The organism is Salinarimonas sp. (assembly GCF_046292825.1).
Classification (GTDB): domain Bacteria; phylum Pseudomonadota; class Alphaproteobacteria; order Rhizobiales; family Beijerinckiaceae; genus Salinarimonas.
Map to the genome: position 1 here is coordinate 59,287 of NZ_JBKBQG010000004.1, position 23,558 is coordinate 82,844.

Below are 23,558 nucleotides of genomic sequence, written 5' to 3' on the forward strand. Positions count from 1 at the left end.
GCCCTCCCCGGAGAGGAGGGCGGCCTCCGAGCGCCGAGCGCCGGAGGCCTCGTGGGGCCCGAATCCTGTCGGACGTGTCGCGAAGCGTCGGGCCCCACCCGGCCGCTCTCGTCGGCGCTCGCGCGTCCGCCCCTCCCCGGGCGGGGAGGGACGATCCCGTTCAGTTCAGGCGACGGTCGTCCAGCGGCGGCAGGAAGGCGTCGGTGAAGACGTCGTCGAGCGAGGGCCGGTTCTGGAAGTCGAAGGTGAGATCGATCTGCTCGAGGGCGCGCTCGAAGCGCTCCGGATCGATGCCGCCGAAGCCCTTCTCGGCCGTCTCGTCGGTGAGGATGTTGTTCTCCACCGTCATGACCCAGCGGTCGCGCTCGACCTCCTGGCGGGCGACGTCGTTGTACTTGACGACGTAGGCCGCGCCCTGGTCCGGATCCTCGATCACCGCCCGAAGCCCGCGCATGAAGGCGCGCAGGAAGCCCTCGACGGCCTCCGGGTTCTCCTCCATGAACTGGGGCTTGGCCATGATCGCGTTGCCGTAGAGCTCGACGCCGTAATCGCCCATCAGCAGCACGACGATGTCGTCCGCCGGCACGCCGCGGGCGGCGAGGTTGATCGCCGAGGACATGGCGAAGCCGAACACGGCGTCGACCTCGCCCTGGGCGAGCATCGGCTCGCGGACGGGGAAGCCCACGTTCTCGAAGGTCATCTCCCAGGCCGCCTCGTCGATGTCGTTGACCTCCTTGAAGATCGGCCACTGGGCGAAGGCCGCGTCGGCGGCCGGCGCGCCGAAGCGCTTGCCGCGCAGGCTCTCGATATCGGTCGTGATGCCGCGCGAGGCGCGCCCGACGATCGCGAAGGCCGGCTTGTTGTAGACCATCATCACCGCCTTCACGCCGACCGAATCCGGCGAGGAGCGGTAGCGGATCAGCGAGTTGAAGTCGCCGAAGGCCATGTCGTAGGGGCCCGAGGAGACGCGGTTGATCGCCTCGACCGAGCCGTTGCCCGCGTCGATCGTGACGTCGAGCCCCTCCTCGCGGAAATAGCCGCGCTCGAGCGCCGCCAGGAACGGCGCGGACGGGCCCTCGAAGCGCCAGTCGAGCGAGAAGCGCACGGGCGTGAGGTCCTGGGCGTGCGCCGGGGCGACGCCGAGGCCGGCGGCGGAGGCGAGAAGGGCGAGCGCCGCGACGGCGCCGCGGCGGGTGATCGTAGCGAGAGAAAGGGTACCGGACGGCATGAAGACGCTCCTCGGGACGCGCGACGAAACGGCCATTCGGCCACGGCCGCCCATGGCAAGGGCCGTGCCGAACGTCGCTCTCGGTTCCATGCAAGCAGAAAGTCCCCGTGCGTCAAGCGCGCTCGCGGTTCTCTGCCGATTTCTTGTGCACTTTTCCGCGAGCCGCCGCAAATCCGGGCGGCGTTGCCCGCACGCGGCGCAGCCCGCCTTGATCGCGCCACCGGATTGGCCTAGCTCGGCCGCACCGCCGAAGACACGGGAAGCCCCGCCGATGCTCGACCGCCGCGCCCTCCTCGCCGCCCTCATCGCGACGCCCGCGCTCGGGGGCGTGCTTCGCGCCGAGGACACGGCGCCCGGCGAGGAGACGCTGCCGCTCGAGGCGGGCGAGCGCGTCGTGCCGCGGCGGGTGCCGACCGAACTCGCCGAGCGCGCCCTCGCCTTCCCGGCCGCGCCGGACGTGGGCGGCGACGCCCGCGACGTCGTCTTCCTCGAGTTCTTCGACTACAATTGCCCTTGGTGCCGCGCCTCGGCGCGCCAGATCGCCGACCTCGTCGCGGAGACGCGGGTGTCCTACCGGCTCGTCAACTACCCGATCCTGAGCGCGGCCTCGCGGGAGGCGGCGGCGATCGCGCTCGGCTTCCTCGCGCTCCACGGCGCGGATGCCTATCGCGCGCTGCACCTTGCGATCTTCTCCGCGCGCGGGCTGATCGACGGCGCGCGCGTGCTCTCGATCGCGGAGGAGCTCGGCCACGACGTCGAAGCGATCGGACGGGCGGCGGCGCTGCCGGGCATCGAGCCGGCGCTCGACGACATGCTCGCGGTCGGCCGCTCGCTCGGTCTCGACGCGACGCCCTCGACGCTCGTCGGCCCCGTCGCCTTCGACGGCTATCTGACGCCCGCCCGCAAGCGCGCCATCGTCGCCGATCTCCGAGCCTGACGCGCGTGAGCGTCCGGGCGACGAGCCTCGTCTCCGCCTCGGCCGCGCTCTCGCGGGTGCTCGGCTTCGTCCGCGACGTGCTCGTCGCCGCAGCGCTCGGCGCGGGGCCGATCGCGGACGCGCTCCTCGTCGCGCTCCGGCTGCCGAACCTCGCCCGCCGCGCGCTCTCGGAAGGGGCGATGATCGCCGGCTTCGCGCCGCTCCATGCCCGCCTCGCCGCCCGCGAGGGGGAGGAGGCGGCGGCGCGCTTCGCCGGGCGCGCCGCGAGCGCGCTGGGCCTCGCGCTCCTCGCCCTCGTCGGCCTCGCCCACCTCGCGGCGGGCCTTCTCGTGCTCGGGGTGGGCGCCGGGCTCGCGGGAGACGCGGCGGCGCGCGCGCTCGCCGCGGACCTGAGCCGGCTCGCCTTTCCCGCGATCGCGTTCCTCGGCGTCGCCGGGCTCGCGGCGGCGGCGCTCGCCGCGCGCGGGCGCTTCGCGGCGCTGGCGCTCGCCCCGCTCGCCATGAACGCGATCCTGATCCTCGCGCTCCTCGTCCTGCCGCGCCTGACCGCCGATCCGGGGGCGATCGCGGCCGGGGTTGCGCTGTCGACGAGCGTCGCGGGCGCGGTCCAGCTCGCGATCGTCGCCGTGGCAGCGCTGCGGGCCCGCGTCGTCGTCTGGCAATGGCCGCGGCGCGATCCCGAACTCGCGCGCTTCGCCCGCCTCGCCGGGCCCGCCTTCGTCGTCGCCGCCGCGCCCCAGCTCGTGCCGATCGCGGCGATGCAGGTCGCCTCCTTCACGCCGGGCGCGGTTTCCTGGCTGCATTACGCCGAACGGCTCGTGCACCTGCCCTTGTCGATCCTCGCGGTCGTCGTCGGCGCCGTGCTCCTGCCGGCGATCGCCGCGCGCCGCCTCGCGGGCGACGGGCCGGGCGCGGCGAAGGCGACCGCGGACGCGCTCGCGCTCTCCGCGCTCGTCGCCTGGCCCGCGACCGCCGCCCTCGTCGTCCTCGCCGAGCCGATGGCGCGCACGCTGTTCGAGCGCGGCGCCTTCACGAGCGCCGACACCGCCGGCACGGCGGCGATGATCGCCGGTCTCGCGGTCGGCCTGCCCTTCGCCATGGCGGCCAAGGTGCTCGCGCTGGAGGCGCAGGCGCGCGTGGCGTTGCGGCCGGGCCTGGTGTCGCCCGCGGCCGCGCTCCTCGCGACGCTCGCCGCCTGCGCGCTCCTCGCCCCGGTGCTCGGACCCGTCGGCATCGGGCTCGGGGCGAGCGTCGGCTTCGTCGCGCAGGCGGTAATCACGGCCGTGCACGCGCGGGCCGCGGGCGGCTTCGCGCTCTCGGCGGCGCTGGCGGGGCGCCTCGCGCGCATCCTCGCGGCGAGCCTCGCGATGGCGGGCGGCCTCGCGCTCGCCGCGCCGGCCGTCCGCGACCTGCCGGACCCGATCGGGCTCGCGCTCCTGTGCCTCGGCGGTCTCCTCGCCTACGCGGCCGCCTGCCTGCTCCTCGGCGCGGTGCGTCGCGAGGATCTGGCGGCGATGCGGCGGGGGCGGCAAGCTTCGCAGTAAAGCGGGGATCGAAACGCTTGAAACGGCGCCCCGATCTCAGCTTGACCTTAGGGAAGGCGCGATTCGGCGCCTTTTCGGCTTGATCTAAGCGATTGTCGGGGGTCGTCGCCTTCGGTATAAGGAGCGCCGTCACGGGCTGGGAGCGCCCGGGACATGGGGAGTGAGAAGGGCCACAATGTCGAATTCCCTCATCGACCAGGGCTATCGTCCCACCGAGGACGAGCCCTTCATGAACGAGCGGCAGCGCGAGTTCTTCCGGCGCAAGCTGCTCCAGTGGAAGCAGGACATCATCCGCGAGGCGCACGAGACCCTCGCGACCCTCCAGAGCGAGAACGAGAACCATTCCGACATCGCCGATCGTGCATCGTCGGAGACCGACAGGGCGATCGAGCTGCGCGCCCGCGACCGCCAGCGCAAGCTGATCGCCAAGATCGACGCGGCGCTCGCGCGTATCGAGGACGGTTCCTACGGCTATTGCGAGGAGACGGGCGAGCCGATCTCCCTCAAGCGCCTCGAGGCCCGCCCGATCGCGACCCTGTCGCTCGAGGCGCAGGAACGCCACGAGCGCAACGAGCGCGTCCACCGGGACGACTGAGCCGCCGAAGGGCGGCTTTTTTTGTGCGCCGAGGGGTGCGAGCCGGATCGAGGGCGCGTCCCTCCCCGGAGGGGAGGGTGGCCTCGGAGCCGAAGGCGAACGAGGTCGGGTGGGGCCCGACGCTCGCAGAACATTCTCCACCCGGGCCCCACCCGGCCTTTCTCGGCTCACGCCTCGAAAGTCCACCCTCCCCTCCGGGGCTGAGGAGTGCACCCATCGTCGCATCAGCATGTGATCGACGTCGACGAAGGCCGCACTTGTCCTTCCCCCTTGGGGGAAGGTGGCTCCGAGCGAAGCTCGGAGACGGATGGGGGTCGTCGCGGTGGCACTCGATCGCTCGATCCTGCACGGGGGCCCCCCCCCCCCGCCCCTCCCCCAAGGGGGAGGGGAGACCGTCGAGCTCCTCGGAAACCTCGAGGATCTCCAGGAAGTCCAGTCGGAAGAGCTGTGTGAATCTCGTAGCCCTCCGGGGGGGAGGGAGGGGCGCGCGCTGCGAAATCCGCAACCGCGATCAAACCGGATCGGGCATGCTCCTCTTCGTTCGGAGGATGTCATGAAGCGCCGAGCCACTCGCCTCGACTATGCCGCACGCATCGCCCGCGTGCTCGCCTACATGGACGCCCATCTCGACCGCGACCTCTCCACGGCGCGGCTCGCGGAGGTGGCCTGCTTCTCGCCCTACCATTTCCACCGGATCTTCCGGGCGGTGACGGGCGAGACGGTCGAGGAGGCGGCGCGCCGCATGCGGTTGCACGCGGCCGCGGTGGCGCTCGCGCGCGGGACGGAGCCGATCGCGCGGATCGCGCGGCGGGCGGGCTACGGCTCGCTCGCGGCGTTCGGGCGCGCCTTCGCCGCCGCCTACGGCCTGCCGCCTGCCGCGTTCCGGCGCCGCGGCGTCGCGATGTCCTCTCCCGTTCGCGCCATCCTGGAGGACGACACCATGCAAGACCCCGTCATCAAGACCATGCCCCCGCTTCGGCTCGCGGCCATTGCGCATCGGGGCGCCTACGACACGATCGGCGCCACCTTCGACCGCCTCTTCGCCTGGGCCGGCCCGCGCGGGCTGATCGGGCCGCAGACGCGCTCGATCGGCGTCTATCTCGACGATCCCGAAAGCGTGCCGGAGGGCGAGCTGCGCTCCTATGCGGGCATGAGCGTCGACGCCTCCTTCGTGCCCGACGGCGAGATCGAGATCGTCGAGATCCCCGGCGGCGAGGTGGCGTGCCTCGTCCACAAGGGGCCCTATGCGGAGCTCGAGCCGATCTATCGCGCGCTCTACAAGGGCTGGCTGCCGGCGAGCGGGCGCGAGCCGGCGGACGCGCCGTCCTTCGAGGATTATCTCAACGACCCGCGCACGCTGCCGCCGACCGAATGGCTGACCAAGGTCTGCGTGCCCCTGCGGCCCGTCTCCGGCGGATGAGTCCGCTCAGCCGCCGCGATCCTCGCGGGCGAGCTTGGCCAAGAGCGCGAGGAAGAGGCGCGCCTCTTCCTCGGCGAGCGGCGCGAGGGTGCGCGTCGAGACCTCCTCGGCGATCGCGCGCATGCGCCGCGCGGCCGTCTCGCCCTCCGCCGTCAGCGCCACCGCGACGAGGCGGGCGTCCTCGGCGACGAGGTGCTGGCGCACGTAGCCGCGCTTGGCGAGGCGCCCGACGACGCCCGACAGCGTCGCCGGGTCCATCGCGGTCAGCCGTCCGAGCTGCGCCTGCGGCGTCGGTCCGCGGTCGATCAGCGTGACGAGTGCGGCGAACTGCGTCGGGGTCACGCCGTGCTCGCCCATAACGGCGGCGAAGATCTCCGTGTTGCGCTGATGCGCGCGGCGCAGGAGATGGCCGACCTGGGTCTCGAGGCGGAAATGCGGATCGTCCGGCTCCGCCGCCAGGCTCTCGGGCTCCTCGCGCGCGCTCACGAAAAACCTCCCTCGAGCACGCCCTCGCGATGCGCCCGCTCGGCGGCGGGCGTAAAGCGTCCGTCGGCCTCGTGGAGCACGATCGCGGGCAGGATCGCGAGCGGCGTGCGCGCGCCCTTCACCGCCTCGATCAGGACGCGCGTCGCGGGCCGCTCGGCACGCGGATGGATGCAGGCGAGGCGCACGGCGCCGAAGGCGGGGGCGAGCGCGGCGAGGCAGGCGGCGAGCTTGTCGGCGCGCTGGATCAGCGTGAGCCGCCCGCGCCGCTTCAGGAGCCGCGCGCAGGCGTCGATCCAGGCGCCGAGCGTTGCGCCGCGGAGCACGTGCGCGCGCGCCCGCCGCGGATCGGGGGAGGCGGGCGTGTCGGCGGCCTCGAAGAAGGGCGGATTGGTCGCGACCGCGTCCGCGAGGCCCGGCGCGATCGCGGGGCCGGCGAGATGGTCGGCGCAGAGCGCGAAGACGCGGGCACCCATGCCGTTCTCCGCCGCGTTGCGGGCGCCGAGCGCGGCGAGGTCGGCATCGCGCTCGAGGAGCGCGACGCGGGCGCCGTCCACCCGCGCCGCGATCATCAGCCCCACCGCCCCGCTCGCCGCGCCGACATCGACGAGGAGCTCGCCCGGCGAGAGCCGCGTCGCCGCGGCGAGCAGCACCGCGTCGGTGCCGGCGCGATGTCCGCCCGCCTGCTGATGGAGGACGAGGCGCCCGTCGAGCAGGCGGTCGCGCGTCGTCTCGGCGCGGGCCTCAGGGCGCATCGCGCAGCTCCGCGCCGAGCCCGGCCTCGACGAGGAAGCGGCGGGCGGCGAGGGCCTCGTCCTCGACGACCAGGATCCGGCGCTGGATCATCCCGATCGAGCCCTCCATGACGCTCGTGTAGCCGTCCGCGACGAAGATCGAGAAACCGGCGCTCTCGAGGAGCGATTCGGCGTAGCCGATCAGCACCACGTCGTTGGTTCTTATCAGCTCGACCATGGAATGGAACGTTTGCCTCTTGCGTCAACCATGCGCGTTGCGCCACAGCATAGCCCGTGCGACGGTGACGTCCATCGCACGCCCCGTCGCGGGGTTTGGGGCATTCAACAGAGAGGTCGTGCGCGTGGGACTCGTCCTGCCCTTCGGCGAGAAGCCGTCCGAGCCCGGTATCGAGGCCCTGGTGGGTCTCGTCAAGGACGACATGAACCGCGTCAACGCGCTCATCCTGTCGCGCACCGGCTCGGACGTCGCGATGATCCCGGAGGTGGCCAACCACCTGATCTCGTCGGGCGGCAAGCGGCTGCGCCCGATGCTGACGCTCGCGATGGCGCAGCTCGTCGGCTACGGCGCGGACGATCCCGAGCGCTCGGGCCACGTCAATCTCGCCGCCGCCGTCGAATTCATGCACACGGCGACGCTCCTGCACGACGACGTCGTCGACGAGAGCGACATGCGCCGCGGCCGCGTGGCGGCGCGGGTCAAGTGGGGCAACGAGGCCTCCGTCCTCGTCGGCGACTTCCTGCTCGGCCAGGCCTTCCGGATGATGGTCGAGGTCGGCAGCCTGCGCGCGCTCGAGATCCTCTCGGACGCCGCCGCCATCATCGCCGAGGGCGAGGTGATGCAGCTTGCCGCCGCCAAGAACATCGAGACGACCGAGGACGCCTATCTCGCCATCATCCGCGCCAAGACCGCGGAATTGTTCGGCGCGGCCTGCGAGGTCGGCCCCGTCATCGGCGAGCGCCCCGCCGCCGAGGCCGCCGCCTGCCGCTCCTACGGCATGAATCTGGGCGTCGCCTTCCAGCTCGTCGACGACGCGCTCGATTACGGCGGCGCCGCGGCGAAGCTCGGCAAGAACACCGGCGACGATTTCCGCGAGGGCAAGATCACGCTCCCCGTCGTCTTGTCCGTGCGCCGCGGCTCGGAGGCCGATCGCGCCTTCTTCCGCCGCACGCTCGAGCGCGGGGAGATCGCGGAGGGGGACCTCGAGGAGGCGCTCGCGATCATGCGCCGCAACCGCGCTCTCGAGGACACGCTCGAGCGCGCCCGCCATTACGGCGCGGTGGCGCGCGACGCGCTGGCCATCTTCCCCGACGGGCCGATGAAGCGCGCGCTGCTCGAGGCGATCGACTTCTGCATCCGCCGCGCTTACTGATAGTTTTCCCATCGCCCTTGCGCAAAATGCGGTCGAGCGCCGATGACGGCTCGGCTTCATGAAGAATTGTCAAGGGTGACGGAAAGTATGTCTCGTTTGCGAAATTATTGCAAAGCTGGAACGCGAATCCTCTTCGCCCGTTCGGATCGGCATTCCCGATTCGAACCTGAGAAAGGGACTACGCAGATGATTCGCACTTCCATGATTTCGGCGGCCGCCTTCGCGCTCGCCTTCGCCGCCCCGGCGGCCGCCCAGCAGACCGGCATGCCCGGGATGGGCATCGACCGCGAGCAGGTCAAGGAGCGTCTCGGCGAGGCCGAGATCGAGAACACGCGCGACCTCCAGGGCCGCCTGTTCCGCGCTCAGATCGAGGGCGAGACCGTGTTCATGATGGTCGCGCCGAGCGATCTCGGCGAGGGCGAGGTCGACATCGAGATCGACCAGCTGCGCGAGCGTCTGACGGATGCCGGCTTCACCGGCGTCCAGGAAGTCGCCGAGGCCGAGCTCGTCGCGGGCGACCTCGAGGACTATTCCATCATCGTGATGCGCGGCCGCGACGTCGAGGATCCGATGGCGACCGGCGCGGTCGGCGGCCCCGGCATGCAGCCGGGCGCTCCGGGCGGGATGCAGCCGGGTGCGCCGGGCGGCATGCAGCCGGGTGCTCCGGGCGGCATGGACCAGCCGGGCGGGCCGGGTGCCCAGCCGGGCGCTCCGGGCCTCCCGCCGACCCCGGGCGCTCCGGGTGCTCCGGGTGCGGCGCCGCAATAATCGGGCGAGCGATCGCCGACGAGGCGAGCGGGGAGCGGCGTTGCCGCTCCCCGTTTTCGCATGCGCGCCCGCGCGCGCCTCCCCTCGCCCCTCATCGTTCACGACCCGTTAAACCGCCATAATCTACGTCTTTGACGGGGGACACGACAGGCGAGGGAATCCGGTCGGACGGGGGACGCATGGCTCTGTGGGATCGAGGCGGGCGGGGACACCGCGACCGGCGCGAGCCGGTCTTCGAGGCGCCCGTCGCTCCGCGCGACCATCTCGACCTGCGCCTGTCTCCGGAGGACCGTGCCGGCGGCCCCAGAGGGGGCGCGACGGGAGACGAGATGGCACGCGCGCGCGCCAAGACGGGACGTTCGGGGAGCGGTCGCGCCTCCGGCCATCGCGGGCAGGATCGCCCCCCCGCGCGCGGGCGCGGCGGAAGCGGCGGAGGCGGCTCGGGCGGCGGTGGACGCGGCAAGCGGCCGCGGCGGCGGCGCTCGCTGATCGGGTCGCTGTTCTATTCCGGCCTCGTGCTCGGCCTGTGGGCGACGATCGCGGTCGCGGGCGTGATCGCCTATCACGCCATGCAATTGCCGCCGATCGACCAGCTCGAGGTGCCCAAGCGCCCGCCCAACATCGCGATCCTCGCCGCCGACGGCTCGCTTCTCGCCAATCGCGGCGAGACCGGCGGGCAGAACGTGCCGATCCGCGAATTGCCGCCGCACCTGCCGAACGCCTTCATCGCCATCGAGGACCGGCGCTTCCGCTCGCATTTCGGCATCGATCCCGTCGGCATCGGCCGCGCGCTCGTCTCGAACCTGCGCGGCGGCAACCTGCAGGGCGGCTCGACGCTCACCCAGCAGCTCGCCAAGAACCTCTTTCTCACGCAGGAGCGCACCGCCTCGCGCAAGATCCAGGAGGCGATCCTCGCGGTCTGGCTCGAGCGCAATTATTCGAAGGACGAGATCCTCGAGCTCTACATGAACCGCGTCTATTTCGGCGCCGGCGCCTGGGGCGTCGAGGCGGCGGCGCGGCGTTATTTCGACAAGTCCGCGCGCGACGTCACGATCGCGGAGGCCGCCATGCTCGCGGGCCTCGTCCAATCCCCCTCGCGCCTCGCGCCGACCCGCAATCCGGAGGGCGCCCGCGCCCGCGCCGCCCTCGTCCTGCGCGCCATGCGCGAGGAGGGGATGATCGACGAGGGCCGCCTGCGCACCGCGCTCGCGAGCCCGGCCGAGGTCAACCGCCCGCAGGGCAGCGGCACGGCGAACTACGCCGCCGATTACGTGATGGACGTGCTCGACGACTTCATCGGCGCGGTCGACGAGGACATCGTGGTCATGACCACGCTCGAACCCGCGATCCAGCGCGCCGCCGAGGATGCGCTCGTCGGGCTCCTCGCGGCGGAGGGCGAGCGCTTCGGCGTCGGCCAGGGCGCCGTGGTCTCGATGCGGCCGGACGGGGCGATCGTCGCGCTCGTGGGCGGCAAGAACTACGCGCGCAGCCAGTTCAACCGCGCCACCACCGCCCGCCGCCAGCCGGGCTCCTCCTTCAAGCCCTTCGTCTATCTCGCCGCGCTCGAGCGCGGGCTCACGCCCGAGACGATCCGCGAGGACGCGCCGGTGCGCATCGGCAATTGGGCGCCGGAGAACTTTTCCCGCGATTTCCGCGGGCCGATCTCGTTGCGCGAATCGCTCGCGCTCTCGCTCAACACGGTCGCCGCGCGGCTCATCGCGGAGGTGGGCGTGCGCGAGGTGATCAACGTCGCGCAGCGGCTCGGCATCGCCTCGCCGATGGCGCCCAACGCCTCGATCGCGCTCGGCACCTCCGAGGTGAGCGTGCTCGAGATGACGGGCGCCTTCGCGCCCTTCGCCAATGGCGGCGAGGGGGTGATCCCGCACATCATCGCGGAGGTGCATGCCGCGCGCGGGCCGGTCATCTATCGCCGCGGGGAGCTCTCGCTCGGGCCCGTCGTCGAGCCGCGCATGGTCGCGATGATGAACTCGATGCTCAAGGACACGCTCTCGATCGGCACCGGGCGGCGCGCGGATCTGCCGGGCTGGGAGGCCGCGGGCAAGACCGGCACGAGCCAGGGCTTTCGCGATGCCTGGTTCGTCGGCTACACGAGCGCGCTCGTCACCTCCGTGTGGGTCGGCAACGACGACAATTCGCCGACCCGGCGCGCCTCGGGCGGCAATCTGCCGGTCGACATCTGGAGCCGGTTCATGCGCGCGGCCCATGCCGGCATGAGCCCGATGCCGCTGCCCGGCGGCGGCTGGTGGCAGCCCGAGCCCGCCGCCCCCGAATGGCTCGGCGCCGCCGCCCCGGCCGCCCCCAGCATCGCCAACGAGAACAACGCCTGGGAACGCCCCCGCGAGCCGGGCTTCATCGAGCGGTTGTTGGGGATCTATTGAGGGGGGAGGGGAGCGATCCCGTCCCTTCGCGATATTCCCAGGTTGTCATCCCGGGCCGCGAAGCGGACCCGGGACCCATACGCGCGACGACAAGTCCGAGCGCGCATGCCGCGCTCGTCACGCACCCGTCGAGCAGCCTTCGCCGGAGAAACGCAGCCTACAGGCTGCGACCGACACGTCGTGGATATGGGTCCCGGGTCCGCTTCGCGGCCCGGGATGACACCAATCCCCCGCCCCCCTCAATGCAGGCTCACCGTGCGCAGATCGTTCGCCCAGGCGGTCGCCTCGGCGGCGTCGCGGGTGCCGGCGACGAGGATGGGGGTGCCGCTCGCCGACAGGAGGGCGAAGAGGGTCGTCCCGGGCTGGAGCGCGGGCGCCTGCGGGAAGAGCGCGCGCACCTGCGCGGCGTCGACCGGGCGGACATAGGCGATCTGCCCCTCGCCGAGGAGCGCGAGCGCGCGAGGGTCGGTCTCGAAATGCGTGTCGTTCGTCGTCTGGTTCGTCATGGCGCGCCCTCCTTCGAGCGGTGCGGTCTCCGCCGCGCGCCGGCCCTCGAACGAGGCGCCGCCGGGGCGGATCTCTGTCGACGACGTCGTCGTGCGGCGGGGTCTCACCCCTTGGCCGGCGCGGCGATGTCGATCTTGCGGATCACGCGCTCGGGCTCCGGCCGCGCGAGATCGATGGACAACAGGCCGTTCGTCAGATCCGCGCCCAGCACCTCCATGCCGTCGGCGAGGAGGAAGGAGCGCTGGAACTGGCGGGCGGCGATGCCGCGGTGCAGGTAATGGCGCGTCTTGTCGTCGTTCTGGCGCCCGCGGATGACGAGCTGGCTCTCCTCCAGCGTCACCTCGAGCTGATCGCGCGTGAACCCCGCGACCGCGAGCGTGATGCGCAGCTTCTCCGGCTCGTCGGCCGTGCGCGGCAGCCGCTCGATATTGTAGGGCGGATACCCGTCCCCGGCCGCCTTGGCCACCCGGTCGAGCGCCTGCTCGATCTCGTCGAACCCGAGCAGGAACGGATGCGCGAACGGCGATTGACGCGACATGTACGAAGCCCTCGATCGGCACTTCAACAGACGAGCCCGCCGACAAGCGCGGCTCTGAGGGGAATATGTGGGGGGTGGGGGTGGGGATCAAGAGGGGTTTGGGGCCTCAGGCGGCGGCGCGCCGGAAGGCCTCCTCGGGGGCGTCGACCTCGATGACGCGGCCCGCTTGGGCGAGGATGGCGTGGTGCTTGCCGAGATCGGCCGTGCGCGCGACGACGCCGACGAGAACCGGAGGGTCGTCGAGGCGGGCGAGATCGTGGAAGGCGGCGCTCGCCTTGAACACCGATACCGGGTGGCTCGCCACCGCCTGAAACACCGCTTTGTGCCCGTCGACCCGCGCGAGCGCCGTGACGTCCCACTCGATCGCGGAGGCGCCGACGAGCTTGCAATCGTGCTCGACGGCGCCGGGGAAAGCCCGCTCCAGCCGCTCGCGCAGAGCAGCGGAGATCTCGAATTCGGTCTCCTGCGGGAGACCGGCCACGATGCGCTCGGCGACCGCCTTCGACGCCGCGCTGACGTCGAAGATCGCGCGCTCGACCTCGTCGACCGGCACGTCGACGAAGATCGCCCGACGGTCGACCTCGACGCCGTACCCCTCGGCGACGGAACGCGCGGTGTTCGCAAACGACCGCCCGGCCCCGAAACTCTCCGTCTCGCGATAGGCGAACCCCCCGTCGCTCACACGAATGCCGTCCGGCGCATAGCTCAGGCTCACCGTCACGAACGACCCGCTCGGATAGACGAGCGGCAGGCTGATATAGCTCGCGTCGCCCCAATGGCGCGTCGACACCAGCGATCCCGCGATCGCGGCGGAGATCTCCGAGAGGGGTTTTACGGCCGCCATGACATGTCATCCGGGGTAAAGAGATCATAGAGCCATGGGGGCTCCGATACAATCGAGATGTCGCTGATCCGAAGGCGCTGTCCGATGTAGGTCAGGACGTCAGTGTAACACTCCAAAGGGATTTCGACGTCGCGCGCTGTAGACAAGCCGCCGCTTCGCATTCGCTGCTCCGTTTCCGACCAGTTGAGCCAGAAATCGCGCAGATGGGTGTTCCAGACGCGCTTGCCCGACCACTCCGATCGCGGCCGCCGAGGATTGGAGTGACCGCCTTCCAGTGAAAGCCAGTCCAGACGCTCGATCGGCAAGGAGTTCCGGCCGGGTGTTCGAGCCAATCGCAGTTCGAACGTCACGTTCGCTTCGGGGCGATTCGCGTAGCAGCCGCTGTGCAGAACGAGCCCGGTCTCCGTGATGCCGTCGATTGCGAGGTGGGCATCGAACCAGACGTAGCGGGTCTCCCGCTCCACCCGCGTCCAGCCGGGAAAGGCGCCGATTCGCTTCTCGGACAGGAAGAGCTGCTTGATGCTCGCCATGAGCGAGCCTTAGCAATAACGCGACGACCAGGCAAGCCAAGCGTGTGGCTCGCCTCGATTGCGCGCGGGCTCGGCTTCGCCGCCCCGGAATGACGGGCGCCGAACCGAACCCCGATCCCCCTCACATATTCGGATAAACCGGCCCGCCGCCGCCCTCCGGGGTCACCCAGTTGATGTTCTGGGCGGGGTCTTTGATGTCGCAGGTCTTGCAGTGGACGCAGTTCTGCGCGTTGATGACGAATTTGGGGTCGGTCTTCTTTTCGGTGTCGGAATAGACCACCTCGTAGACCCCGGCCGGGCAGTAGAGCCGCGCGGGCTCGCCGTATTTGGGCAGGTTGTGGGTGATCGGGATCTTGGGGTCCGACAGGACGAGGTGGCTCGGCTGGTCTTCCTCGTGGTTGGTGTTCGAGAGGAAGACCGAGGAGAGCTTGTCGAAGGTGAGCACGCCGTCGGGCTTCGGGTAGGTTTTGGGCTTCACCTTGTCGATCGGCGAGAGGCATTCGTGGTCGGGCTTGCCGTGGCCCATGGCGCCGAAGATCGGCGTGCCGAAGAGCTGGGCCGCCCACATGTCGAGCCCGCCGAGCGCCACGCCGCCGAAGGTCCCGAACTTGGACCAGAGCGGCTTGACGTTGCGCACGCGCTTCAAGTCCTCGGCGATCGCGGAGGAGCGCCAGGCCTCCTCGTAGCTCGTCAGCTCGTCGTTGGCGCGCCCGGCCGCGAGCGCCTCCGCGATGTGCTCGGCGCAGAGCATGCCGGACAGGATCGCGTTGTGCGAGCCCTTGATGCGCGGCACGTTGACGAAGCCCGCCGCGTCGCCGACGAGCACGCCGCCGGGGAAGCACAGCTTCGGCACCGATTGCCAGCCGCCCTCGACGATGGCGCGCGCCCCGTAGGCGATCCGCTTGCCGCCCTCGAAGGTCTCGCGGATGAGCGGATGCGTCTTGAATTGCTGCATCTCGTCGAAGGGCGAGAGCGTCGGGTTCGTGTAGTTGAGGTGCACCACGAAGCCGACGGAGACGAGGTTCTCGCCGTAATGGTAGAGCCAGGAGCCGCCGCCGGTGGCGTTGTCGAGCGGCCAGCCGAAGGAATGCTGCACGAGGCCGGGGCGGTGCGCGTCCGGCGTCACCTCCCACAATTCCTTGACGCCGATGCCGTATTTCTGCGGCTCGCGGCCATAGTCGAGGTTGTAGCGGTGGATCGCCTTCTTGGCGAGGTTCCCGCGCGCGCCTTCCGCGAGGACGACGTATTTGGCGCGCAGCTCCATGCCGCGGGTGAAGTTCGGGCCGGGCTTGCCGTCCTTGCCGATGCCGAGATCGCCGGTCGCGACGCCCACGACGACGCCCTTCTCGACGAGGAGCTCGGCCGCCGCGAAGCCCGGATAGATCTCGACGCCGAGCGCCTCGGCGCGGGGCGCGAGCCAGCGCGCGACGCGGCCCAGGGAGCCGATGAAATTGCCGTGGTTCGACATCAGCCCCGGCATCAGCATGTTCGGCAGGCGCACGCCGCCGGCGGGGCCGAGGAAGAGGAACTGGTCCTCGGTCACCGGCGTCTCGAGCGGCCGCTCGGGATCCTCGCGCCAATCGGGCACGAGCCGGTCGAGGCCGACGGGGTCGATGACGGCGCCCGAGAGGACGTGCGCGCCCACCTCCGCGCCCTTCTCGACGACGACGACCGAGATCTCCGCCCCGCGCTCGGCCGCGACCTGCCGCAAGCGCATCGCGGTCGCGAGCCCGGCCGGACCGCCGCCGACCACGACGACGTCGAAATCCATCGATTCGCGAGGGGGCAGGTCCTGCGCCACGGCGTCGGCGGGCTTCTTCGGATCGTCGGTCACGCGCGTCACTCCTCACGGCTCGCGGCCGGGCCTCTCGCTCCGGCACCCACGCTCGTTCAGATACGAACGTTTCGAGCCTGCGGCAAGCTTCGCGCGACGAGAGGGCGCGCCGCGACGCGCCTCGCCGCGCGGGGACGCTAGCGCGAGGGCTCCTTGGCGAGGTCGGCGAGGATCGGGCAGTCGGGGCGGGAGTCGCCGGCGCAGCACTCGGCGAGGTCGCGCAGCGTGTCGGCCATGGCGCGCAATTCGGCGATCTTGGTCTCGAGCGCGGCGACGTGGTCGAGCGCCACGCGCTTGACGTCGGCGCTCTGGCGGGAGCGGTCCTGCCAGAGCGCGAGGAGGTCGCCGATGCCCTCGACGGAGAAGCCGAGATCGCGGGCGCGGCGCACGAAGCGCAGAACGTGCACGTCCGCCTCCGTATAGGTGCGGTAGCCCGAGGCGGTGCGCGCGGGCGCCCGGATGAGCCCGATCTCCTCGTAATAGCGGATCATCTTGGCCGACACGCCGGACGCCGCGGAAGCCTCGCCGATATTCATCGCGCGCCCTCCGCGCCTGCCGCGAAGGGGGGCCGGAAGCCGCGCAGGCGAAGCGCGTTGCCGAGTACGAAGACGCTCGACAGCGCCATCGCGCCCGCCGCCAGCATCGGCGAGAGCAGGATGCCGAAGGCCGGCCAGAGCACGCCGGCGGCGACCGGGATGAGCGCCGTGTTGTAGGCGAAGGCCCAGAACAGGTTCTGGCGGATGTTGCGGATCGTCGCCTTCGAGATCGCGATCGCGTTCGGCACGCCCTCGAGCCGCCCCGACATCAGCACGACGTCCGCCGCCTCGATCGCGACGTCGGTGCCGGTGCCGATCGCGATGCCGACATCGGCGGCGGCGAGCGCGGGGGCGTCGTTGATGCCGTCGCCGACGAAGGCGAGCCGGCCGTGCTCCGCCTTCAGGCGCTCGACCGCCGCGACCTTGCCGTCCGGCATCACCTCGGCGACGACCTCCTCGATGCCGAGCCGGCGCGCGATGGCGTGCGCGGTGCGGCGATCGTCGCCGGTGATCATCGCCACGCGCAGGCCGAGCCCGTGCAGGGCGGCGATCGCGGCCGGCGTCGTCTCCTTGATCGGATCGGCCACCGCGACGATCGCCGCGAGGCGCCCGTCGATCGCGGCGTAGAGCGGCGTCTTGCCGGCCTCGCCGAGCTCCGTCGCCGTCTCGCGGAAGGCGGAGACGTCGACGCCGATGCTCTCCATGAAGCGCTGGGCGCCGATGGCGACGCGCCGGCCCTCGACGCGTGCCGAGACGCCGTGGCCGGTATGGCTTTCGAAACCGTCGGCCTCGCGCGCGGGCAGCCCCTCCTCCTGCGCCGCGGCGACGATCGCGCGGGCGATCGGATGCTCGGAGCGCGCCTCGACGGCGGCCATCGCGGCGAGGATGTCGGCGCGCGCCATGCCTGGGGCCGGCACGAGATCGGTGAGCGCCGGGCGGCCGAGCGTCAGCGTGCCGGTCTTGTCGAGGGCGACGATCCGCGCCTCGCGCAGGAGCTGCAGCGCCTCGCCCTTGCGGAAGAGGACGCCCATCTCCGCCCCGCGCCCCGTGCCGACCATGATCGAGGTCGGCGTCGCGAGCCCCATCGCGCAGGGGCAGGCGATGATGAGCACCGCGACCGCGTTCACGAGCGCGAAGGTGAGCGCCGGAGCCGGCCCGAAGACGAGCCACGTCGCGAAGGACAGGAGCGAGACGCCGATCACGACGGGCACGAAGACGAGCGTCACGCGGTCGACCATCGCCTGGATCGGCAGCTTGCCGCCCTGCGCCTCCTCGACCATGCGGATGATCTGGGCGAGCACGGTGTCCGCGCCGACGGCCTCCGCGCGCATGACGAGCGCGCCCGTGCCGTTGACGGTGCCGCCGACGAGGCGGGCGCCGGCCGCCTTCTCGACCGGGATCGGCTCGCCGGTGATCATCGATTCGTCGACGAAGCTCGTGCCCTCGACCACCGCACCGTCCACCGGGATGCGCTCGCCGGGGCGGATCTCGACGAGATCGCCCGCGACGACCTCCGCGATCTCCACCTCGACGAGCCGTCCGCCGCGGCGCACGCGGGCGCTCTTCGGCTGGAGGCCGACGAGGCGGGCGATCGCCTGCGACGTGCGCCCCTTGGCGCGCGCCTCGAGATAGCGGCCGCACAGGATGAGCGTGACGATGACGGCGGCGGCCTCGAAATAGACGTGCGCGGTGCCCGCCGGCAGGAGCTGTGGCGCGAACAGGGCGACGACCGAGAAGAGATAGGCCGCCCCCGTGCCGATCGCGACGAGCGAGCTCATGTCCGGCGCGCCGCGCAGGAGCGCGGGAAAGCCGTGGCGGTAGAAGCGAAGCCCCGGCCAGAACAGGACGAGCGTGGTCAGCGCGAACTGGATCTGCCAGGACGCGCGCATGCCGATCGTGTCCATGATCAGATGGTGCATGCCCGGCACGACGTGCGAGCCCATCTCGAGCACGAAGACGGGCAGCGTCAGGACGGCCGCGATCAGCGTGTCGCGCCGCAGCCGCGTCTCCTCGACCGCGCGTCGATCCTGCGCCTGCGCGATCGCGGGCGCTCCGCCGACGACCGGCCGGGCAGCGTAGCCCGCCTCCCCGACCGCCGCCGCGAGCGCTGCCGCGTCGAGACCCACGCCGACCACCTGCGCGCGCTCGGTGGCGAGATTGACGCTCGCGCGCATGACGCCCGGCATGCCCGCGAGCGCTCGTTCGACGCGACCGACGCAGGAGGCGCAGGTCATGCCGTCGATCGCGAGGTCGAGGGTCGCCGGCACCACGGTGAAGCCGGTGCGCTCGACCGCCTCGACGATGGTGCTCGGGTCGATGTCGCGCGCGACGACGAGGTCGGCGCGTTCGGTGGCGAGGTTGACGCGCGCGTCGCGCACCCCCGGCACCCCGGCGAGCGCGCGCTCGACGCGGCCGACGCAGGAGGCGCAGGTCATTCCCTCGATCGGCAGCGCGAGCCTGCGCTCCGCGCCGGAGGCATCGTCCACGATCGCCGTGCGCTTCATGTCCATCCGGTGGTCTCCCCGGTCGTCTCGCGTGGTCCCGTCTCGGATATGGACCTTCCCATCATGGCAGGGTCAAGGGCGCGCGGACGGAAAACGCCGGCACGACCTCGAGGCTCCCATCGACCACGGGAGCGCGTGCGGCGCCTTGCGAGAAGTCAAGCGAGGGGAGGGGAGGCGTGCCAATCGGGCTCGCACGGCTCGTCCTGCCAGGCGAAGGCCGCGAGGATGCGGGCATGGCTCTCGCTCGCGCGGGCGGCGAGACCGGGCGGATCGGTGATGGTGAGCCGCCCGCGCGTATAGGCGATGAGCCCCGCATCGCGCAGCGCGCCCCAGACGGCGCCGACGGTCACGCGCCGCAGGCCGAGCACCTCCGCGAGCACGTCCTGCGTCAGCGCGAAGCTGTCCGATGCGAGCCTCGCGCGGGCGAAGAGCAGCCAGTCGATCACCTGCTTGTCGGCGTGATCGAGCCGCGCGCCGGTCACCGTCTCCATCAGCTGGACGACGATCGATTGATTGTAGCGCCGGAAGGTGTTGTCGATACAGGGGTAGCGGCGGGCCGCCTCGAGCAGGATCTCCATCGGCACGAACGTCGCCGCGCCCTCGATCCGCGTCACCGACCGGCTGAGCGCCTGCCGCTTGCCCACCAGGACGGCGCTGCCGATGAAGCCCTCGCAGCCCACCGACATCTTCTCCGACGAGGCGCCGGATTCGCGCCTGGCCATGAGGGAGATCACCCCGGCTTCCGGAAACACCGCGTGCGTGAAGAAGGCGCCGTCCTCGTAGATCACCTCGCCCGGCGAAATCGGCCGGGTGACGGCGTATTGCGTGAGGAATTCCGCAGCCCCGGGCGAGAGCCGTCGCAGCAGACGGTTCGCCCAGCGCGCGGCGGCGGCGTGATCGCCCATCCGCGTCTCGCTTTCGTGGCCCGTATCGGATTGGAGCGGCACAGTACGGCCGAGCTGACGGGGGAAGCGTCTGCGAAATTTCGGATGGGGCTTTGCACGAATTCGATCGTCCTGCCACAATTGACGTAAGGTCCGCGCAGGAAACGCCTTCGAGGCGCACGGGACAATAGCATCCACTCAGAACAACACGAAGAAAGTGGCGTGAAATACCGCCAGGAATGCACGCTTATGTTTCGGCTTCCGCATAGGAATTAATGTAAAATTAAGAACTCAGATATGCAAAATAGGGTACATAAGAAAGAGAAAAGCACAGCAGACGCGGGTTGTTTCCAGCAGACGAGCCGAGGGGCCAAATGCGTTTATTCCCAAAATTCGCCACAGCGAACCGGTCGGGCCAACAAACACAAGAAGACACGCAGGCCACGGTGGCGCTCGGCGAGCTTTTCGACCACGTGCCGGTCAACGTTCTCGCGCTGGACCCCGCGACGGGCGTGATCACCTACGCGAACGCGACCAGCATCCGCACGCTCGAAGGCATTCGCCATCTCCTGCCGGCCTCCTTCGAGCCGCGCAAGGTGGTCGGCTCGAGCTTCGACGTCTTCCACAAGAACCCCGGACGCCAGCGCGCGATCGTCGCCGATCCGAGCCGGCTGCCGTGGCGGGCCAAGATCAAGCTCGGCACCGAGACGATGGATCTCAACATCACGCCGGTCTATGCGGGCGGCCGGTACGTCGCGGCGGCGCTGACCTGGTCGGTGATCACCCGTACCACCGACGCGGTCGCGCGGTTCGATGCGGCGATCGGCAACGCGATGGGCAGCGTGCGGCGCTCGAACGCGGCGATGCGGGCCGCCGCCGAAAGCGTGCTCGCTCAGACCCACGAGGCGCGCGACAAAGCCGCCACCGCCGCGACCGGCGCGGACGAGACGAGCGCCAACGTCCGCTCGGTCGCCGCCGCGGCCGAGGAGCTGCACGCGTCCATCGCGGAGATCTCGCGGCAGGTGGACCAGTCGCGAGCCGTGACGCAGACGGCGGTGCGGGAGGCGCGGGAGACCTCGACGAGCGTCCAGGCGCTCGCGGAGGCTTCCCAGCGCATCGGTCAGATCGTGTCGCTCATCCAGAGCATCGCCGGGCAGACGAATCTCCTCGCGCTCAACGCCACGATCGAGGCGGCGCGTGCGGGGGAGGCCGGCAAGGGCTTCGCCGTCGTCGCCCAGGAGGTGAAGACGCTCGCCGCGCAGACGGCCCGCGCGACCGAGGAGATCTCCGAGCAGATCGCCGCGATCCAGGAGGCCACCCAGGCGACCGTCGCCGCCATCGGCCGGATCTCCACGACGATCGACGCGATCGACGGCACCTCGGTCGCCATCTCCTCGGCGGTGGAGGAACAGGCGGCGACGACGAGCGAGATCTCCCGATCGGTCACCGAGGCGGCGACGGGAAGCGCCTCGGTCAGCCGGTCCATGGCGGGGGTGCTCGATGCGGCGGCGCGCTCGTCGAGCGCCGCGAGCGGGATGACCGCGAGCGCCACGGATGTCGACGGCCAGGTCGAGACCGTCGCGGACGCCGTGCGCGTCTTCCTCGAGGAGATCGCGAAAGCCTGAGGAGAGGCCCCGCAAGCCGGACCAGGATTGCCGTCATGAAGCCCGAATCCGTCAAGCGTCTCGCGCTCGCGCCGGCTGCCGGCGACGAGAGCGCCCGAGAGGAGATCGCCCGCATGGTGCGTGCGGCGTCCCGGCTCGGCGGTCTCGATCCCGAGGAGGGCGCCGTGCGCCGCGCGCTCGACGAGCACGTCATCGTCGCGACCACCGACGCGCGCGGGGTGATCGTCTCCGTCAACGAGCCCTTCTGCCGGATCAGCGGCTATGCGGCCGACGAGCTCGTCGGGCGCAGCCACGCGGTCGTGAATTCCGGCCGCCATCCGCGCGGCTTCTTCGCCGAGATGTGGCGGAGGATCCGCGCCGGCGAGGTCTGGCGCGGCGAGATCTGCAACCGCGCCAAGGACGGCCGGACCTATTGGGTCGACACGACGATCGTGCCGATGCGCGACCATGCCGGCGCGATCGTCGGATACGTCTCGCTGCGTATCGACATCACCGACCGCAAGGTGGCGGAGGAGGCGCTCGCGCAGGAGAACGCCCGACGGATCGCGGCCGAGACCCTCCTGCGCGACGTGCTCGACGCGCTCCCCGACGGCGTCGCCGCCTTCGACAGGCAGGACCGTCTGATCCTCTGGAACGAGGCCTTCCTCGAGACCTATCCCAAGGCCGCGGCCATCGTCCGCGAGGGCCTGCCCTTCGAGGAGCTCCTGCGCTACGCGGTCGCCGCCGGCCAGTTCCCGCAAGCCGGCACGAGCGCGGCGACGCGGGAGGCGTGGCTGCAGGCGCGCCTCCACGAGCATTCCCGACCGGGGGAGGCGCATCTGCGCGCGCTCGGCGACGCCCGCTGGGTGCAGGTCCGCGAGCGCCGCTCGCGCTCGGGCATCGTCGTGGGCGTGCGCACCGACATCAGCGCCCTCAAGAACGCCGAGCGGACGATCAAGCGGCAGAGCGAGCAGGACGCCCTCACCGGGCTCGGCAACCGCAAGGTCCTGCTGCGCCGGCTCTCTTCGGCGATGCTCGCGCGCCAGCGCCGGGGCGGGGTCGGCGCGCTCTTCTTCCTCGACCTCGACAATCTCAAGGCGGTCAACGACACCTACGGGCACGATGTCGGCGACCAGCTGATCGTCGCGCTCGGCCGGCGCCTCGCCGAGGCGGTCGATCGCTCGGCGAGCGTCGCGCGCATCGGCGGCGACGAGTTCGCGATCGTCGTTCCGCGCGTCGGCGGCGAGGCGCAGGCGCTCGCCTTCGCGCAGGATCTCCTCGCGGGGCTCGAGCAGCCCGAGCGCATCGCCGGTCGCGCGATCGCGCCGCGTTGCAGCCTGGGTCTCGCTCTGTTTCCGGACGAGGAGCGCACCGCGAAGGAAATCCTCAAACACGCCGACATCGCGCTCTACGAGGCCAAGGCTCGCGGCCGCGGCTCGGCCTGTCTGTTCGACCCCGCGATGCGCGCGCGGCTGGAGGAGCGCCGCAAGCTCGCCGAGGATCTCGGCCTCGCGCTCCTCGCGCGGGACATCGACATCGCGCTCCAGCCGAAGGTCGCGATCGCCGACGGGGCGCATGTCGGCTTCGAGGCGCTGGTGCGCTGGACTCTCGCGGGCCGCGCCGTTCCGGCGGATGTCGTCGTCGCGGTGGCGGAGGAGAACGGCCTCGTCGCGCTCCTCGGAGAGCAGGTGCTCGAGCGCACCTTGCGCACGATCCGCTCGCTGCGCGACCGCGGCCTCGAGCCCGGGCGCGTCGCCGTCAACGTGGCGGCGGCGCAGCTGCGTCGGGAGGGCTTCGCGCGATCGGTGACGCGCCTCCTCGCGAGCCACGGCGTCGAGCCGGCGGCGCTCGAGATCGAGGTCACGGAAGGCGTGCTCCTCGATCGCGTCGGAGACGGCATCGGCGAGACGCTGGCGGAACTGCGCCGCGCGGGCATCCACGTCGCCCTCGACGATTTCGGCACGGGCTACGCCTCGCTCGCCCATCTCAAGCGCTTCCCCTTCGACACGCTCAAGATCGACCGCAGCTTCGTGCGCGATCTCGAAACGAATTCGGAGAGCGCCGTTCTGGTGCGTGCGATCGTCTCGCTCGCGCACAATCTCGGCAAGTCGGTCGTGGCGGAGGGCGTGGAGACGCTCGGCCAGCTCGCCTTCCTGCGCGAGCAGGGCTGCGACGTCGCGCAAGGGTATCTGTTCGCGCGCCCGATCATGCGCGCGGACGTCGCGTCCTATCTCGAAGGGCTCGGCGGCGCCGGTCGCGCCCGCGCCTGAGCGATTCT

Annotated in this window: 21 protein-coding genes; 9 read left to right on the forward strand and 12 right to left on the reverse strand. The window is 71.3% G+C overall.

All coding sequences use genetic code 11. The annotated features are described in order from the left end of the window. Positions 1-160 precede the first annotated feature (160 nt). Positions 161-1,228 (reverse strand): ABC transporter substrate-binding protein, encoded by a 1,068-nt coding sequence (locus tag ACK4UM_RS03555; protein ID WP_409795725.1) that lies wholly within the window; start codon positions 1,226-1,228, stop codon positions 161-163. A 271-nt stretch (positions 1,229-1,499) separates the two neighbouring features. On the opposite strand from ACK4UM_RS03555, the gene ACK4UM_RS03560 reads away from it, so the two are divergent. From ACK4UM_RS03560 to ACK4UM_RS03575, 4 genes are all read left to right on the forward strand, one after another. After that, positions 1,500-2,165, forward strand: a complete 666-nt coding sequence (locus ACK4UM_RS03560; protein ID WP_409795727.1) for a DsbA family protein — start codon at positions 1,500-1,502, stop codon at positions 2,163-2,165. 5 nt (positions 2,166-2,170) lie between these two features. After that, positions 2,171-3,709: a murein biosynthesis integral membrane protein MurJ gene (gene murJ, locus ACK4UM_RS03565; RefSeq protein ID WP_409795730.1), complete on the forward strand. Its 1,539-nt coding sequence runs from the start codon at positions 2,171-2,173 to the stop codon at positions 3,707-3,709. Positions 3,710-3,884: 175 nt separating this feature from the next. Beyond that, positions 3,885-4,304, forward strand: coding sequence for an RNA polymerase-binding protein DksA (gene dksA, locus ACK4UM_RS03570; RefSeq protein WP_409795732.1), 420 nt, complete (start codon positions 3,885-3,887; stop codon positions 4,302-4,304). A gap of 553 nt (positions 4,305-4,857) precedes the next feature. Then, complete coding sequence (locus tag ACK4UM_RS03575) at positions 4,858-5,724, forward strand: GyrI-like domain-containing protein (RefSeq protein WP_409795735.1); 867 nt, start codon at positions 4,858-4,860, stop codon at positions 5,722-5,724. A 6-nt stretch (positions 5,725-5,730) separates the two neighbouring features. On the opposite strand, the gene ACK4UM_RS03580 is transcribed toward ACK4UM_RS03575, so the two are convergent. Genes ACK4UM_RS03580 through ACK4UM_RS03590 form a run of 3 tightly spaced genes read right to left on the reverse strand, consistent with a single transcriptional unit; the run spans position 5,731 to position 7,179 of the window. Then, positions 5,731-6,210, reverse strand: a complete 480-nt coding sequence (locus ACK4UM_RS03580; RefSeq protein ID WP_409795738.1) for a MarR family winged helix-turn-helix transcriptional regulator — start codon at positions 6,208-6,210, stop codon at positions 5,731-5,733. Beyond that, complete coding sequence (locus ACK4UM_RS03585; RefSeq protein WP_409795741.1) at positions 6,207-6,962, reverse strand: tRNA1(Val) (adenine(37)-N6)-methyltransferase; 756 nt, start codon at positions 6,960-6,962, stop codon at positions 6,207-6,209. Before ACK4UM_RS03585 ends, ACK4UM_RS03580 begins: the two co-directional genes overlap by 4 nt. After that, positions 6,952-7,179: a DUF2007 domain-containing protein gene (locus ACK4UM_RS03590; RefSeq protein ID WP_409795744.1), complete on the reverse strand. Its 228-nt coding sequence runs from the start codon at positions 7,177-7,179 to the stop codon at positions 6,952-6,954. Before ACK4UM_RS03590 ends, ACK4UM_RS03585 begins: the two co-directional genes overlap by 11 nt. 124 nt (positions 7,180-7,303) lie before the next feature. Between ACK4UM_RS03590 and ACK4UM_RS03595 the strand changes: the two genes are divergently transcribed. The 3 genes from ACK4UM_RS03595 (at position 7,304) to ACK4UM_RS03605 (ending at position 11,499) form a co-directional block, all read left to right on the forward strand. Beyond that, positions 7,304-8,332 (forward strand): polyprenyl synthetase family protein, encoded by a 1,029-nt coding sequence (locus ACK4UM_RS03595; RefSeq protein ID WP_409795747.1) that lies wholly within the window; start codon positions 7,304-7,306, stop codon positions 8,330-8,332. Between the two features lie 186 nt (positions 8,333-8,518). Continuing rightward, positions 8,519-9,100, forward strand: coding sequence for a hypothetical protein (locus tag ACK4UM_RS03600; protein WP_409795750.1), 582 nt, complete (start codon positions 8,519-8,521; stop codon positions 9,098-9,100). 179 nt (positions 9,101-9,279) lie between these two features. Beyond that, positions 9,280-11,499, forward strand: a complete 2,220-nt coding sequence (locus ACK4UM_RS03605) for a transglycosylase domain-containing protein (protein WP_409795752.1) — start codon at positions 9,280-9,282, stop codon at positions 11,497-11,499. Positions 11,500-11,738: 239 nt separating this feature from the next. On the opposite strand, the gene ACK4UM_RS03610 is transcribed toward ACK4UM_RS03605, so the two are convergent. The 8 genes from ACK4UM_RS03610 to ACK4UM_RS03645 all read right to left on the reverse strand — a co-directional run bounded on the left by ACK4UM_RS03610 (position 11,739) and on the right by ACK4UM_RS03645 (position 19,697). After that, positions 11,739-12,005 carry a DUF1150 family protein gene (locus ACK4UM_RS03610; RefSeq protein WP_409795754.1) on the reverse strand — a complete coding sequence of 89 codons (267 nt, stop codon included), beginning with the start codon at positions 12,003-12,005 and terminating at the stop codon, positions 11,739-11,741. Between the two features lie 104 nt (positions 12,006-12,109). Next, entirely contained in the window at positions 12,110-12,544 is a 435-nt protein-coding gene (locus ACK4UM_RS03615; RefSeq protein WP_409795757.1) for an Hsp20 family protein, read from the reverse strand. A 106-nt stretch (positions 12,545-12,650) separates the two neighbouring features. Then, entirely contained in the window at positions 12,651-13,388 is a 738-nt protein-coding gene (locus tag ACK4UM_RS03620; protein WP_409795760.1) for a hypothetical protein, read from the reverse strand. Then, on the reverse strand, positions 13,376-13,918 hold the full coding sequence (locus tag ACK4UM_RS03625; protein ID WP_409795763.1) for a hypothetical protein: 543 nt from the start codon (positions 13,916-13,918) through the stop codon (positions 13,376-13,378). Before ACK4UM_RS03625 ends, ACK4UM_RS03620 begins: the two co-directional genes overlap by 13 nt. Positions 13,919-14,039: 121 nt before the next feature. After that, positions 14,040-15,689: an electron transfer flavoprotein-ubiquinone oxidoreductase gene (locus ACK4UM_RS03630; protein ID WP_409795990.1), complete on the reverse strand. Its 1,650-nt coding sequence runs from the start codon at positions 15,687-15,689 to the stop codon at positions 14,040-14,042. A 200-nt stretch (positions 15,690-15,889) separates the two neighbouring features. Next, on the reverse strand, positions 15,890-16,288 hold the full coding sequence (gene cueR, locus ACK4UM_RS03635) for a Cu(I)-responsive transcriptional regulator (protein WP_409795765.1): 399 nt from the start codon (positions 16,286-16,288) through the stop codon (positions 15,890-15,892). Then, positions 16,285-18,798, reverse strand: coding sequence for a heavy metal translocating P-type ATPase (locus ACK4UM_RS03640; protein WP_409795768.1), 2,514 nt, complete (start codon positions 18,796-18,798; stop codon positions 16,285-16,287). The genes cueR and ACK4UM_RS03640 overlap by 4 nt, the downstream gene beginning before the upstream one ends. A gap of 149 nt (positions 18,799-18,947) precedes the next feature. Continuing rightward, positions 18,948-19,697, reverse strand: a complete 750-nt coding sequence (locus tag ACK4UM_RS03645; RefSeq protein WP_409795771.1) for a Crp/Fnr family transcriptional regulator — start codon at positions 19,695-19,697, stop codon at positions 18,948-18,950. 353 nt (positions 19,698-20,050) lie between these two features. On the opposite strand from ACK4UM_RS03645, the gene ACK4UM_RS03650 reads away from it, so the two are divergent. Beyond that, a complete protein-coding gene (locus ACK4UM_RS03650) occupies positions 20,051-21,301 on the forward strand; it encodes a methyl-accepting chemotaxis protein (RefSeq protein ID WP_409795773.1) in 1,251 nt (416 codons plus the stop codon). A 35-nt stretch (positions 21,302-21,336) separates the two neighbouring features. Continuing rightward, positions 21,337-23,550: a putative bifunctional diguanylate cyclase/phosphodiesterase gene (locus ACK4UM_RS03655; protein ID WP_409795776.1), complete on the forward strand. Its 2,214-nt coding sequence runs from the start codon at positions 21,337-21,339 to the stop codon at positions 23,548-23,550. The last annotated feature ends 8 nt before the right edge of the window (positions 23,551-23,558 follow it).